Source organism: Vallitalea longa (assembly GCF_027923465.1).
Classification (GTDB): domain Bacteria; phylum Bacillota; class Clostridia; order Lachnospirales; family Vallitaleaceae; genus Vallitalea; species Vallitalea longa.
On the sequence record NZ_BRLB01000010.1, the window covers coordinates 120,502 to 134,599 of the forward strand.

The 14,098-nt window shown below is 31.8% G+C and carries 15 protein-coding genes and 1 pseudogene; all 16 read right to left on the minus strand.

Going from position 1 to position 14,098, the window contains the following annotated elements:
• Positions 1–114: 114 nt before the first annotated feature.
• The gene (locus tag QMG30_RS15465) at positions 115–879 is read right to left on the minus strand and encodes an HpcH/HpaI aldolase family protein (protein WP_281816907.1); all 765 of its coding nucleotides are present in this window, start codon (positions 877–879) and stop codon (positions 115–117) included.
• A 28-nt stretch (positions 880–907) separates the two neighbouring features.
• Complete coding sequence (locus tag QMG30_RS15470; protein WP_281816908.1) at positions 908–2,038, minus strand: mandelate racemase/muconate lactonizing enzyme family protein; 1,131 nt, start codon at positions 2,036–2,038, stop codon at positions 908–910.
• A 303-nt stretch (positions 2,039–2,341) separates the two neighbouring features.
• The gene (locus tag QMG30_RS15475) at positions 2,342–3,022 is read right to left on the minus strand and encodes a FadR/GntR family transcriptional regulator (protein ID WP_281816909.1); all 681 of its coding nucleotides are present in this window, start codon (positions 3,020–3,022) and stop codon (positions 2,342–2,344) included.
• A 245-nt stretch (positions 3,023–3,267) separates the two neighbouring features.
• A complete protein-coding gene (locus QMG30_RS15480; RefSeq protein WP_281816910.1) occupies positions 3,268–4,227 on the minus strand; it encodes a copper amine oxidase N-terminal domain-containing protein in 960 nt (319 codons plus the stop codon).
• A 65-nt stretch (positions 4,228–4,292) separates the two neighbouring features.
• Positions 4,293–5,237 carry a copper amine oxidase N-terminal domain-containing protein gene (locus tag QMG30_RS15485; RefSeq protein WP_281816911.1) on the minus strand — a complete coding sequence of 315 codons (945 nt, stop codon included), beginning with the start codon at positions 5,235–5,237 and terminating at the stop codon, positions 4,293–4,295.
• A gap of 377 nt (positions 5,238–5,614) precedes the next feature.
• Positions 5,615–6,796 carry a stalk domain-containing protein gene (locus tag QMG30_RS15490; RefSeq protein WP_281816912.1) on the minus strand — a complete coding sequence of 394 codons (1,182 nt, stop codon included), beginning with the start codon at positions 6,794–6,796 and terminating at the stop codon, positions 5,615–5,617.
• 252 nt (positions 6,797–7,048) lie between these two features.
• Positions 7,049–7,471: an ATP synthase F1 subunit epsilon gene (gene atpC, locus QMG30_RS15495; protein ID WP_281816914.1), complete on the minus strand. Its 423-nt coding sequence runs from the start codon at positions 7,469–7,471 to the stop codon at positions 7,049–7,051.
• Positions 7,472–7,482: 11 nt separating this feature from the next.
• The gene (atpD, locus tag QMG30_RS15500; protein WP_281816915.1) at positions 7,483–8,865 is read right to left on the minus strand and encodes a F0F1 ATP synthase subunit beta; all 1,383 of its coding nucleotides are present in this window, start codon (positions 8,863–8,865) and stop codon (positions 7,483–7,485) included.
• Between the two features lie 16 nt (positions 8,866–8,881).
• A complete protein-coding gene (gene atpG, locus QMG30_RS15505; RefSeq protein ID WP_281816916.1) occupies positions 8,882–9,736 on the minus strand; it encodes an ATP synthase F1 subunit gamma in 855 nt (284 codons plus the stop codon).
• A 4-nt stretch (positions 9,737–9,740) separates the two neighbouring features.
• Positions 9,741–11,264 carry a F0F1 ATP synthase subunit alpha gene (atpA, locus tag QMG30_RS15510; protein ID WP_281816917.1) on the minus strand — a complete coding sequence of 508 codons (1,524 nt, stop codon included), beginning with the start codon at positions 11,262–11,264 and terminating at the stop codon, positions 9,741–9,743.
• A gap of 43 nt (positions 11,265–11,307) precedes the next feature.
• Positions 11,308–11,853, minus strand: coding sequence for an ATP synthase F1 subunit delta (gene atpH, locus QMG30_RS15515; protein WP_281816918.1), 546 nt, complete (start codon positions 11,851–11,853; stop codon positions 11,308–11,310).
• The gene (atpF, locus tag QMG30_RS15520; protein WP_281816919.1) at positions 11,841–12,380 is read right to left on the minus strand and encodes a F0F1 ATP synthase subunit B; all 540 of its coding nucleotides are present in this window, start codon (positions 12,378–12,380) and stop codon (positions 11,841–11,843) included. The genes atpH and atpF overlap by 13 nt, the downstream gene beginning before the upstream one ends.
• A 61-nt stretch (positions 12,381–12,441) precedes the next feature.
• Entirely contained in the window at positions 12,442–12,723 is a 282-nt protein-coding gene (gene atpE, locus QMG30_RS15525) for an ATP synthase F0 subunit C (RefSeq protein WP_113673125.1), read from the minus strand.
• Positions 12,724–12,773: 50 nt separating this feature from the next.
• Complete coding sequence (gene atpE, locus QMG30_RS25160; protein ID WP_281817025.1) at positions 12,774–13,049, minus strand: ATP synthase F0 subunit C; 276 nt, start codon at positions 13,047–13,049, stop codon at positions 12,774–12,776.
• Positions 13,026–13,280, minus strand: a pseudogene (locus QMG30_RS25165) (ATP synthase Fo subunit C); the annotation flags it as partial. The pseudogene QMG30_RS25165 and the gene atpE (QMG30_RS25160), both read right to left, overlap by 24 nt.
• An 82-nt stretch (positions 13,281–13,362) precedes the next feature.
• Complete coding sequence (atpB, locus tag QMG30_RS15540) at positions 13,363–14,079, minus strand: F0F1 ATP synthase subunit A (protein ID WP_281816920.1); 717 nt, start codon at positions 14,077–14,079, stop codon at positions 13,363–13,365.
• Positions 14,080–14,098 lie beyond the last annotated feature (19 nt).

A 14,098-nucleotide genomic window follows, 5' to 3' on the forward strand; every position in this document is an offset into this window, starting at 1 on the left:
ATGTATAAAAATTATGTTTGAAATATATATTATTTATGCTAATTCAATAGTAATAATATGTTTTATTTTACAAGAATTTTACTGCTTTATAAAGCTTTTTTATATGGAAATAACTTATCTAAAGTCATTTACAATATTTTTACATTGCTCATAAAACATTCCCACATCAACAGAATATGAAATATATTGAATTCCCTGTTCTCTCCACATTTTAGCTGCTTTTAAATCATCTACGAAAATACCTACCGCAATATTTTTTGATTTTGCTTTATTAACTATGAATTTCATTTTATTAATAACTTCAGGATGATCAACTTGTCCTGGATATCCCAATGATTGTGATAAATCATAAGGACCTATGAATATAATATCAATCCCTTCAACTTCTAAAATATCATCTATATTATTAATTGCATCATTTCCTTCAAGCTGTAAAATAACTATATTATCATTTGCATTTTTAAAATATTCATATCTATCAGTCGCAGTATATTTAGCTGCTCTAACATATCTACAGACTCCTCTATCTCCTTGTGGTGCAAATTTAGCAACCCTAATAGCTTCTTTCGCTGTATCACTATTAGTTACCTGTGGTACTTGAATCCCTAATGCTCCTACATCTAATGCTTTGCCGATTGAGCTTTCTGAATAATCAGGTACTCTTACTATTGGCATTATATTGGAACACTGAGCAGCTCTAATCAGATTCTGTAATTGGAGTACATTCATTGGTCCATGTTCCATATCTAAAATGGCAAAATCAAAACCTCCGAAACCAGCACATTCAACAAATGCAGGATCTCCAGTTTTCATGAACGGACCTATAAGACCTTCTCCATTACTAAGTTTTTTTCTGAAATTATTTAATATTTTGTCCATATGTCTAACCTCCTAATCATCCATACTCTTATTTGATTTTATATTTCTCCAAAACTTTTCTATTAACTTCTATACCTAATCCTGCACCTGTTGGAACTTTAACATATCCGTTAGTATGAAATATGGTATTGTCTATTAATTTCAATCTGTAAGGATGCTCTGTTTGATCAAATTCCAACATAGGTGATACTGGATTCATTGATAGTGGATTATATGGTAAATTAGCTAGTAGATGTAAGTTTGCTGCTAATCCGATACCTGTACCCCAGCTGTGAGGATTATATCTCACGCCAAAAGCATTAGCCATTACCGCAATTTTTTTACATTCGGATAAACCTCCAGCAGAACATGTATCTGGTTGAATTATATCAATCACCCTATTTGCTAGAATATCTTTGAATCCGAACCTAGTAAATTCACATTCACCACCAGCAATTGGTATATTTAGTGCATTTTTACACTCTTCATATCCTCTCAGATCTTCAGGAGGTACTGGTTCTTCAAACCAACCAATATTCATATCCTCCAGTTTTCTTCCTAATTTAATCGCTTCCACTGAATCATAAGCATGATTGGCGTCAATCATAAGCTCGATATCCATTCCTATTACTTGTCGAATGGCTTTAACTAATTCATAATCTTTATTAACACCAAATCCGACTTTCATTTTCATAGCTTTAAAACCAGCATTCATATAGTCTTCTGCTTCTTTTTGTAATATTTTTATAGGATCCTCTGCTTTTTCAGGATAAAAACCAGTTGCATAAGCTTGTATTTCTTTTCTGTTAGCTCCACCAAGTAATTTATAAACTGGTAATCCAACGCTCTTTCCGAATATATCCCATAGAGCAATATCAATACCACTTATAGCTTCTACGATTAGTCCTTTCTGTCCATAGTCACGATATCTGTTATATAGATATTCCCAATGTCTATCTATTTCCCTTGGGTCTTCTCCAATTAAATATTCTTTATAAACATTAATAATTTCTTGTATTACAGTTGATGGACCATAACATTCACCCCATCCAGTAATACCATCCTCAGTAATTATTTCAACTATACATGTTGTTCTTGTATCGTACCACCATTGAGAAAAACAGAATGGTTGTTTAAGTTTTGCATGTAAAACATGTGTTTTGATGTCTTTTATCTTCATAGCATTATCTCCAAAATTTAGTTTTAATCATTATTGTTGTCAGTTGTTATGTTCTGTACATAATTTATAAAGTTTTGTAACAATCGTTTATATATCATATTTTCATTATATATGCTTATATGTTATAACTTATGATACAAGTTAATTTATGATTTTATACAAACATATATAGCTTACATATATTTTTCTTGGCTATTTATTATAATTATCTTTGTTTCATGTAACTTATGATACAAGTTATATTATACTTGGTTTTTATTTTTTCCTTATCATTTTATCAAGTAAATATTTTATCTTTTACAACTATTTATTTTTGTTTTTAACCTGTTCAAAATTATAATCCATATGCATTGTCATAGCTTTTTTTGCTTCTTCTGGATCTTTGTTTTTAATTGCTTCAAATATTTTTTCATGGAAGTACATGGTATCTTTGTCTTCAGCCATTTTGTTCAATTTACTAACATTATTAATAAGGGTTTTCTTTAATAGTGTCATTACCTCAACAATTAAGTCATTCTTTGTAGCTCTAGCTATTTCAATGTGAAATTCTAAGTCTAGTATTGAAAATTCTTTACTATTTATATCCAGTTTACCCATATTAGCTAATCGTTGCTCTAGATTAGCAATATTTTCTGAAGTAGCATTCTTAGCAGCAATTGCAGCAGATTCTACTTCAATTATTTTTCTGAACTCCACGACCTTAATCATTTCATTATCATCTAATAATATTGTAGGTAAATCAGTATTAATTATATCTTTTAATGTTTTCTCTTTTACATAAGTTCTTTTACCTTGTTGTGTTTCCAACCAGCCTAATGAAACTAATCGTTGAATTGCATTCCTAACTGATATACGGCTGACATTATACATTTCTGTCAAATCACCTTCTGAAGGAATGTTCTCTCCCTGTTTCCAAACACCGCTTTCAATGTTTTTTTTGAATTCATTAAAAACTTGATCAGAAATATTTTGTTTAATAATCATAAATTTTTCCTCTCATCAAACACTTTCTTGTAACATATGATATAAGTATGATATCAAAAGTTTTATTGTGTGTCAAGAAGTTTTATGTTATTTATATATTTTTTACTTATTTTTGAATTATTAGTATAATAATATTATTATATAAATAGACTTGGTTAATACGATATAATTTAGAAATCATAAAAAGAGTGGAAAAAAATTCAATCCACTCTTTATAGTATGACTTTATCAGCTTTTTAGATTATTTAATATAATTTAAAATAGGCAAGATCGTCATAGTCTTCTCCATTTTTTATGCTTAAAAGATTTTTTGAATTCTTATACACACCAACTATCACATTACCTTCAGCACTATAACTTTTACTTTCATTTTCATGCACCACCATCATCTTATTTTCTGATGATCTTGTTGCTTTATCAATTGCATTACTTAAACAACCATTAAACCCAAAATCCATATCACTAACCATACCATTTCCTTCGGTAGTTTTAATATTGAAAATCCTAGGCTCGTACATACTCAAAAAGTAATAGTCTTCATCTCCTTGATATGTTGCATTAGTAACATCTACTTTTATAGTAATCATAGCATAGTCTATTATAGCATTTTCATCTGGTCTTACAAAACCTAAATCTTGTATATCATCTCTAGTTATAGGTTCAACATTTTTAATAGTTACTGTATAATCTGCATTTGCAATATTATTTCCATATCCTGTATTATAATTATATGAATATGCAGTTCCTAGATTAATTGGATCTTCAAATGTTCCTGTATTACTAGTTGCTGTAAATTGATTAGATGATGAAGTATTATTTTGTGATTTACTTGTTTCTTGTTTATTTGCATTGGAACTGCTACTATTACCAGTTGAAGGTAAATCAGTAGGTACAGCACCGTCTACATCTTTTTTAGCTCCATTTCCTGTAATATAAATTGTTTTCGTATTTCCTTCCCATGTAATATCTGCACCTAACATATCTGCTATTGCTCTAACTGGAAGATATGTGGAACCATTGATGATTACTGGATATACTGGGTTCCCATTACCGTCTTTTAAATTTTGAACTTGATTATTGTACTTTACGGTTATTCCTTTATTTTCTTTTCCTGTTATATCTCTAATTAATGAACTTGCTGATAGAGATGTTGACAATGCGAAAATAAGAACTAATGATACTATTGCTTTTATACTTTTTCTCATCTTATTCACTCCTATTTTGTCTTTTCTTTGTACATATTATATTTTATTTAAATACTTATAATATCTTAATATAATTTGAAATAAGCAAGATCACGTGAATTATCTCCATCTTCTATGGATAAAAGATTTTTTGAATTTTTAATTACTGTAACTATAACATTACCTTCAGCACTGTAACTTTTGCTTTCATTTGGATGAACCTTCATCATGTCATACTTACCTGAAGTTGTTACATTTTCAACTGCATCTTTTAAACATCCTTTGAAACCAAAATGCCAATGACCTACAACCCAATTTCCTTCGTTAGTCTCGACATTATTAATCTGTGGTAAATAATTACTTAGATAGTAAGAATTTTCTCCTTCATATGTTGCATTATTAACGTCTACCTTTATAGTAACCATAACATACTCATATAAAGCATTTTCTTCAGGTTTTTGAAACCCTAGATCTTCTATATCATCTCTAGTAAGAGGATCAACATCTGTAATAGTCACTGTATAATCTGCATTTGTAACATTATTTTCCCATCCATCAGTGTAATTGTATGTATATGATGTTCTCATTTCAATTGGATCATCTTTTGTTCCTGCATTACTTGTTGCTGGATATTGACTAGATGAAGTATTTTCTTGTGGTTTGCTTGTTTCTTTCTTACTTGAATTAGAACTATTATTATTAGTAGTAGATGGTAAATCAGTAGGTACAGCACTATCTACATCTTTGTTTCCTGTAATATAGATTGTTTTTGTTTCTCCTTCCCAAGTAATATCTGCACCTAACATATCTGCTATCGCTCTAACTGGAAGATATGTAGAACCATTAATAATTACTGGATATACTGGACTTCCGTTACCGTCTTTCAGATTTTGAACTTGATTATTGTACTTTACTGTTATCCCTTTGTTTTCTTTTCCAGTTATATCTCTAATTAATGAACTTGCTGATAACGTTGTTGATAGTGTAAAAATAAGAACTAATGATAATACTACTTTAATACTCTTCCTCATAAATTTGCTCCTTTACTTGTTTTTTTATTTTTAGCTTCAAAAAATGTAAGTTAGTGTTGAAAAATGATTATTTGAAGCATATATGGCTAATTTTACCATATTATATTTACTACATCAACTATTTTTATCAATAAGCATCCTATATTTAGCAGTATCAATAACATAATATAATATATAATTAAGCAAATGAAATAACTATATAACAAATATATGATTGGTGTTTTATCTGTAGTTATAAACTCATAGAAAAATATTTAGTTTTCTTTTGATTCCTTAATTTGATATGAACGATAATAAAGTGCTGCATACTTCCATCGTCATGTGGCAGTGAGCAACACTCTTTTTTAAAAAAATATCTATATGTATTATTTGAGTACCTATAATGATTTTTTTTCTATTATCAATTCAATGCTTTTATCCCCTTTAAAGAATTTAGCCCATGCTTTGCCATTTTTAAAACCTTCTAACATCATTGTTCGTGAAATGTCTCTTATATTTGCCTTCTCGGTTTCCAAAGTTTGAGTACCGCTACCATCCTTTGCTTTTAGAATTATCCAAATTTTATCTACATCTTCGTCAGTTGTTGCTGTACAGCTACATTGGTTTTCATCGAATTCAGCTTCAAGATAACAATTTATGATTTCTCCATTAACTATCATTGAACCTTTTTTGCATTTATCTAAATCTTTTTTAATACCATTTTCTGTAATAAAAATAGTTTTTGATTCAGTATCCCATGTAATATCTGCACCTGACATCTCTGATATCGCTTTAACTGGAAAATATGTAGAGTCATTGATAACTACTGGATATACAGGATTTCCATTAGCATCTTTTAAATCTTGTACTTTGTTATTGTAATTTACTGTTATCTCTTTGTTTTCTTTTCCTGTTATATCTCTTATCAACTCATTTGCTGATAACGTTGTTGATAATAATGGATATTTATCTATAGATAATTCAATGCTCTTATCCCCTTTAGTGAATTTCGCCCATGCTTTGGCATTATCATAATCTTCAAATGTTAATGTATTTGATCCGCTTCTAGTATCGGCATAATCACTTTCATTTGAGAGCATAGTATCACCTGATTCATCCCTAGTTGCTTTTACAATTACGCAAATATCTACATCTTTGTCGGTTGTAGCCGTACAGCTACATTTGTTATCTTCAAATTTAGCCTCAAGGTAACAATTTATTGTTTCTCCATTAAATGTTAACATACCTTTTTTTGTTTTAGATAGATTGCATTTGTCTAGATCTTTTTTATTACTGTTTTCTGTAATAAAAATAGTTTTTGTTTTTCCGTCCCATGTAATATTTGCATTTAATATCTCTGATATCGCTCTAACTGGAAGATACGGAGAGTCATTGATGACTACTGGATATACGAAATTTCCATTATCGTCTTTCAAATCTTGAAATTGATTATTATACTTTACTATAATCCCTTTGTCTTCTTTCCCTGCTATTTCTCTTATTAATGAACTTGCAGATACCGTTGCAGATAGTGTCATAATAAGAACTAATGATAACAATACTTTAATACTCTTCCTCATAAAAATACTTCCTTTACATTTTTTTATAGCTTCAGATTGTCATTTCTTATATAATAACAATTTTTAAGCATATATGGTTTATTATGCCATATTAAATTTATTACATCAACCATTTTTGCTAATATATACATTCTATATTCAGCAATATCAACAACATAATACAATTTATAATTATTTAAATTAAATAACTATAGAACAAACACGCAACAAGTGTTTTATCTATAGTTATAAATTCTAAATTATGAAAAACATTTACTTTTCTTCTGGTTCTTCATATTTACTAACTTCAAGTCTAGCAGTGGATCTTGCAAGGGCCGCTTTAGTCCTCAATTCATTAATTTCAGCTTTATCAGCTTTCAATCTTCTCTCTGCTCTTAATTTAGATTCTTCAGCTCTTTTTACGTCAATTTCATGTGGCCATTCTGCCGCATCTGTTAGAATTGTTACTTTTTCTGGAGTAACTTCTGCAAATCCTTTATGGATTGCTGCTTTTTCTTCTTTCGAATCATTCTTTATTACCATCATACCACTTACCACTGGTGTAGTTAACGGTATATGGTTAGCATATACTCCAATATCTCCTTCACTGGTCTTGAATTCTACACGATCAACATTATCTTCGTAGAATACTCTTTCTGGTGTAACAACTTGTAATAAAAATTTATTATCAGCCATTTTATCACCTACTATACTCTGGCAAGAACATCATCAATATTCCCTGCCATCAAGAATGCATTTTCTGGTATATCATCATGTTTACCTTCTAGGATTTCTCTAAATCCTTGAATGGTATCTTTTAATGGTACATATTTTCCTTCTTTACCAGTAAAGTTTTCTGCTACAAAAAATGGTTGTGATAGGAAATATTGTATTTTCCTAGCTCTTGCAACAATAAGTTTATCATTCTCTGATAACTCATCCATACCAAGAATCGCTATAATATCTTGTAATTCTTTGTATCTTTGAAGTATCTGCTGTACACGTCTCGCAACACTATAATGTTCTTCCCCTACAACCATAGGTGAAAGGATTCTTGATGAAGAATCAAGAGGATCTACAGCTGGATAAATACCACGTTCAACAATGGCACGTGATAATACTGTTTTTGCGTCAAGATGGGCAAATGTTGTCGCTGGAGCTGGGTCAGTCAAGTCATCAGCAGGCACATATACCGCTTGAACTGATGTGATTGAACCACTTTTGGTTGATGTAATACGCTCTTGCAACGCACCCATTTCTGTAGCAAGTGTTGGTTGATAACCAACAGCACTAGGCACACGTCCTAGCAAAGCCGATACCTCAGAACCTGCTTGTGTGAAACGGAAAATATTATCAATGAATAATAATACGTCACGTCCACCTTCATCACGGAAGTATTCAGCCATTGTAAGTCCAGTTAAACCTACACGCATTCTTGCTCCTGGTGGCTCATTCATTTGTCCGAATACCATGGTAGTTTTATCAAGAACACCAGATTCAGCCATTTCATTATATAGGTCATTTCCTTCTCTTGTTCTTTCACCAACACCAGTAAATACTGAGTATCCACCATGCTCTGTTGCTATATTACGAATTAGTTCTTGAATAAGAACTGTTTTTCCTACACCTGCACCACCAAAAAGACCAACTTTACCACCTTTTTGATATGGACATAATAAGTCAACAACTTTTATCCCTGTTTCTAATATCTCTGTTTCTGTAACTTGTTCTTCAAATTTTGGCGCTTCTCTATGAATAGGCCAACTGTGTTTTGTTTTTGGAGCTGGCTTATTATCAATAGCCTGTCCAGTAACATTAAAAATACGACCTAATGTTTTTTCACCAACTGGTACAGTTATTGGTTTTCCTGTATCAATTGCTTCCATACCTCTTGATAAACCATCAGTTGCACCCATGGCTATACATTTTACTATATCATCTCCAAGATGCTGTGCAACTTCTACTATTACATCTGTTCCATCATCTTTTTTGATTACAATAGCGTTATAAAGAGCTGGAAGATGTCCTGTAAATTTTATATCCAAAACGGCACCAATAATTTGGGATATTTTTCCTGCCTTGTCTGCCATTTATTATTTCACTCCTTTACTTAATCGCTTCTGCACCACCAACGATTTCTGAAAGCTCTTGAGTAATAGAAGCTTGTCTAGCTCTATTATACTCAAGGGATAAATCTTCAATCATTTCGTCTGCATTATTTGTAGCTGAATCCATAGCAGTCATTCTTGCACCATGTTCACTTGCTACTGATTCTCTAAGAGCCCCAAATATAATACTATTAATATACTTTGGAATAACTTGTTCAAGTACCTCTTCAGGTGAAGGTTCATATGTCATCATATCACTACTTTTCTCCCCTGTCTTTTCAAATTCTTCTGTATTGACAGGAAGAATTTTCAGAAGCTTAGGTTCCTGTGTAAGTGCTGAAATAAAAGAAGTATATGCTACATAGACTTCATCAATTATACCTTCTTTGTACATTGTTAATAGTTTCTCTCCAAGAAGTACTGCATCTTTATAAATAGGTTGCTCTATAACATCATTGTACTGTTTAATGATTTCATAACCGTTCCTTTTGAAGTTTTCGGCACCTTTTCTACCTACTGCTACAATTTTAGCATTCTCTTTGTTGCAATCTTTCATTACAAGTTTTGCTATATTAGAATTATATCCACCTGCAAGACCCTTATTGGATGTAATAACAATATATCCTTTATTTTTAACCTCTCTTTTAGTTAAAAACGGATGATTAACACTATTACTTCGTTCTAGAATGGAACCTATAGTCTCTTGCATCTTTTCAAAAAAAGGTCTTGATTCAGAAGCTCTTACTTTAGCTTTTTGAAGTTTGGAAGTAGCAACTAATTTCATGGCTTTTGTAATTTTTTGAGTACTTTGTATACTATTTCTTCTTAGCTTAATATCTCTCATTGAAGCCATAAAGCTACACCTCTTTACTTAGGTTTTTATATCCACTCTTAAATTCTTCAATAACTGAAGCAACTTTTTTGTCTAGTTTTTCATCCATTCCAGCTTTACCTTTTATTTCTTTTTCAAGTTCAGGATATTTAGTATCAACAAATTCAATAAGTTTTGCTTCGAAATTCAAGATTTCAGATACAGGTATATCCATTAAATATTTTTTAGTAGCAGCGTATAATATAAGTACTTGATGCGCTACTGACATAGGTTTATATTGAGGTTGCTTAAGAACTTCAATAATTCTTTCACCTTGGTCAAGTCTTTCTTTTGTTTCTTTATCTAAATCAGAACCGAATTGTGCGAATGCAGCCAGTTCTCTATATTGAGCTAACTCAACACGAATTGGTCCTGCAATTTTTTTCATAGCTTTTATCTGTGCAGCACCACCAACTCTTGATACAGATAACCCTGGGTTGATAGCAGGACGAACACCTGCATTAAATAATTCTGTTTCAAGGAAAATCTGACCATCTGTAATTGAAATAACATTTGTTGGTATATATGCAGAGATATCTCCTGCTTGTGTCTCAATTATAGGTAAGGCTGTAATTGAACCGCCACCATACTCTTCTGAAAGTTTTGCCGCTCTTTCTAGGAGTCTTGAATGAAGGTAGAATACATCACCTGGATATGCTTCACGTCCTGGTGGTCTTCTAAGTAGTAATGACAGTGCACGATATGCAACTGCATGTTTGGATAAGTCGTCATATATGATAAGTACATCCTTACCGTTTTCCATCCATTCTTCACCTATTGCTACACCTGCATATGGAGCAATATATTGTAATGGAGCAAGTTCAGATGCTGTTGCTGCAACAACAGTTGAATAATCCATAGCACCATTTTCTTCCAATGTCTTAACTAGTCCTGCTACAGTTGATGCTTTTTGTCCGATTGCTACATATATACATAATACGTCTTGTCCTTTTTGATTGATTATAGTATCAAGAGCTATAGCAGTCTTACCTGTTTGTCTATCTCCTATAATCAACTCACGTTGTCCTCTTCCAATTGGAACCATTGAGTCTACTGCTTTGATACCTGTTTGTAAAGGTGTATCAACTGATTTTCTTGTTATAACACCAGGTGCAACCCTTTCTATTTTACGGTATGTATCCGTATTGATTGGACCTTTTCCGTCGATTGGTTGTCCTAATGCATTAACAACACGTCCGATAAGTGCGTCCCCTACAGGAACTTCTGCCACTCTACCTGTTGCTTTAACAATATCGCCTTCACTAATATTTTTATCAGAACCCATCAAAACTGCACCAACATTGTCTTGTTCTAAGTTAAGTACCATTCCATATACTTCACCTGGAAATTCTAGAAGCTCTCCGGACATTGCTCTTTCAAGGCCATGAATACGTGCAATACCGTCAGCAACTTGAATAACAGTTCCAACGTCACTTACTTCCAAATCTGTTTTATATCTTTTAATTTGTTCTTTAATTACTGAACTAATTTCCTCAGGTCTTAAATTCATGGTAAGGTTCCACCGCCTTTCTGTAAATAAAGTATATTCACTTTTAACCTAATTGAATAGCATATAATTCTTTTGAAATAGCTTCAATTTTACCCTTTATACTATTATCAATAATCCTATCACCAATTCTGATTACTAATCCACCTATTAAACTCTCATCTACATTTGAATGAAGTAATATTTTCTTCTTAGTTGTTTCTTCTAGTTTACTTTTAATACTTTCTAACTGTTCATCAGTTAGTTCTGATGCAGATGTTACATAGGCTTTTGCGTTTCCATTTAGCTTGTCAATTTCATCAAGGCAATATTGAATAATATCTAATAGGTCATCAGCTCTTCCTTTTCTTATAGCTATAACCAAAAGACCTAATATATCTTTTATGATTTTCCCATCAAAAATATTTTCTACCATAGCGATCTTGTTTTCAACAACTACTTTTGGATGATTCAAAATTCTAATAAACTCTTTTTCCGTTAGTAGAATTTCTTTCAGGGATTTCAATTGATCTTCTACAACATCAATTTTATTTGTTTCTACGGCAAGCTCAAACAAAGCTGTTCCATATCGTTTAGCTACTAATTCAGCCATGTTTCTTCACCTATTGAATCTAAAGTCTCTTGAAGTAACTTATCACTTGCTTTTTTATCAATAGACGATGCCACAAATTTGCTTGCCAAAATCTTAGCAACTTCTATCATTTCACCTTTAATTTCATCTTTAACTTTATCTTTTTCTCGTTCTATTTCTTTATTAGCTCGTGCCATAAGTCTAGCTGCTTCATCATCTGCATTTTTAATAATTTCACGTTCTTTTAATTGAGCTTTTTTTCTAGCTTCTTCTAAGATCATATCAGCTTCTTTATTGATATTAGCTAATTTTGCTTTATATTCTTTCTCAAGCTCAGTAGCTTTTTGCTTTTCGTCTTTTATGAAATTATATTCTTTAGCTATACCGTCTTTTCTTTTCTTTAAAGCTTCTCTTACTGGATTAATCAGTAATTTGCTTAGTATAAAAAATAATATAAGTATACTAATAGCATGTAGAAGAATAGAAGCTACCATTTGAGCATCAAAGTTTATTATAAAACTTTCTATAATACCTTCTGCTAAGTACATAAGCTTATCTTTCCTCCTTTCATTAAGGAGTGAAAGGGACTATAACTCCCTTTCACATATATTAGCCAATTAAACTCATATATTTTGAAATTAGTGGGTTAGCAAATAATAATATAATCGCCACAATTAATCCGTAAATACCTGTTGTTTCGGCTACTGCTGCACCTAATAACATAGTTCTTAAAATATCTGATTGAGCTCCTGGTTGTCTTCCTACAGCTTCTGCACCTTTACCAGCTGCAAAACCTTGTCCTATTCCAGGACCTATACCTGCTATCATCGCTAAACCTGCTCCAATTGCTGAACATGCTAATATCAACGCTTTTCCATCAATTTGTTCCATTTTAACATCCTCCTGTTATATAAATTTTATATTTTGTTTAACATTTATTTTTATTTTAAAACATTAACAAATAATAATACTAACGCAATTATTAGTGCATAGATACCAGTTGTTTGGGCTACCGCCTGACCTAATAACATTGTTCTTACGATAGGACTCTGCAACTTAGGTCTTTTACCAACTGCTTCAGCACTCTTACCAGCAGCAAATCCCTGTCCTATTCCAGGACCTATTCCTGCTACCATAGCAAGCCCTGCACCTAATGCACTAGCTGCTAATACGATTCCAATACCTTCACGTGTTACTAAAGGATTGGCAAACAACATAATAATTGCTATAACCAAGGAAAATATCCCTGATGTTTCGGCTACTGCTGAACCTAATAACATAACGATTGTCGCTGGTCTTCCACCTTCTGGATTATTTCCAACCGCTTCAGCAGCTTTACCAGCAGCAAATCCTTGTCCTATTCCAGGACCTATTCCTGCTATCATAGCTATACCAGCACCAATTGCTGAAAAGGCTAGAATCAATGCTCTTTTGTCAACATGTGCCATCCAACCTATTAGCAAATCAAGTATGCCGTTCATGACCTCACCTCGCTTATTTTTTAGACTTAATATTAATAATTTGTATTGTTTATTCCATAGCACTAGATACAAAAGTCATACTTAGCATAACAAATATGAATGCCTGCAATACACCCGCAAACAAATCAAAATATCCATGTAATGCTGCTGGTATACCAACTAATGCAAACCAAGGTAAATTATAATATAAAGTCATGATTATGGTACCACCTAATATATTACCGAACAAACGGAAACTAAGTGATACAGGATTAGCAAGTTCTCCAATAACATTAAGTGGTGTCATTGGCCATAATGGTTCTGTTAATCCTTTTGCCCATTTTCCAACACCTTTAACTTTAATTCCGAATCCTTGTACCATAAAAAATGTAATCAAGGACAATGCAAATGTGACTGATGCATCAGCAGTAGGAGGTCTTAGAAAATTAATATCGAATCTTCCATTATTGAAAGTAGGTCCTATTAATAATCCAGATAAATTACATACCAAAATGAATATGAACATACATCCATAAAAAGATGAAAATTTCTTTCCTTTTTCACCCATTGTAGATATTGTAAATTTATCTAATAGTTCAACAATCCATTCAATAACATTTTGCACACCTGCTGGAATTTTTTTAGGCTTTAAAATTTTTCTTCTTATGATTAATGCTGCAATTATAAGAACTAGTCCTATTAACCATACATTTACCATTGATTCAGTTATCCATAAATCAAAACCAAATATTTTTACGGTTTTAACAACATGAATACCAATATCCATCATTTAACCCTCCTTTCCT

Excerpts from the sequence above, each read along its gene's own strand:
- atpF (WP_281816919.1), bottom strand. The coding sequence starts at position 12,380 with ATGTACTTAGCAGAAGGTATTATAGAAAGTTTTATAATAAACTTTGAT.
- atpE (WP_113673125.1), bottom strand. The coding sequence starts at position 12,723 with ATGGAACAAATTGATGGAAAAGCGTTGATATTAGCATGTTCAGCAATT.
- QMG30_RS15465 (WP_281816907.1), bottom strand. The coding sequence starts at position 879 with ATGGACAAAATATTAAATAATTTCAGAAAAAAACTTAGTAATGGAGAA.
- atpG (WP_281816916.1), bottom strand. The coding sequence starts at position 9,736 with ATGGCTTCAATGAGAGATATTAAGCTAAGAAGAAATAGTATACAAAGT.
- QMG30_RS15490 (WP_281816912.1), bottom strand. The coding sequence starts at position 6,796 with ATGAGGAAGAGTATTAAAGTATTGTTATCATTAGTTCTTATTATGACA.
- atpB (WP_281816920.1), bottom strand. The coding sequence starts at position 14,079 with ATGGATATTGGTATTCATGTTGTTAAAACCGTAAAAATATTTGGTTTT.
- atpA (WP_281816917.1), bottom strand. The coding sequence starts at position 11,264 with ATGAATTTAAGACCTGAGGAAATTAGTTCAGTAATTAAAGAACAAATT.
- atpC (WP_281816914.1), bottom strand. The coding sequence starts at position 7,471 with ATGGCTGATAATAAATTTTTATTACAAGTTGTTACACCAGAAAGAGTA.
- atpH (WP_281816918.1), bottom strand. The coding sequence starts at position 11,853 with ATGGCTGAATTAGTAGCTAAACGATATGGAACAGCTTTGTTTGAGCTT.
- QMG30_RS15475 (WP_281816909.1), bottom strand. The coding sequence starts at position 3,022 with ATGATTATTAAACAAAATATTTCTGATCAAGTTTTTAATGAATTCAAA.
- QMG30_RS15485 (WP_281816911.1), bottom strand. The coding sequence starts at position 5,237 with ATGAGGAAGAGTATTAAAGTAGTATTATCATTAGTTCTTATTTTTACA.
- atpE (WP_281817025.1), bottom strand. The coding sequence starts at position 13,049 with ATGTTGTTTGCCAATCCTTTAGTAACACGTGAAGGTATTGGAATCGTA.
- QMG30_RS15470 (WP_281816908.1), bottom strand. The coding sequence starts at position 2,038 with ATGAAGATAAAAGACATCAAAACACATGTTTTACATGCAAAACTTAAA.
- atpD (WP_281816915.1), bottom strand. The coding sequence starts at position 8,865 with ATGGCAGACAAGGCAGGAAAAATATCCCAAATTATTGGTGCCGTTTTG.
- QMG30_RS15480 (WP_281816910.1), bottom strand. The coding sequence starts at position 4,227 with ATGAGAAAAAGTATAAAAGCAATAGTATCATTAGTTCTTATTTTCGCA.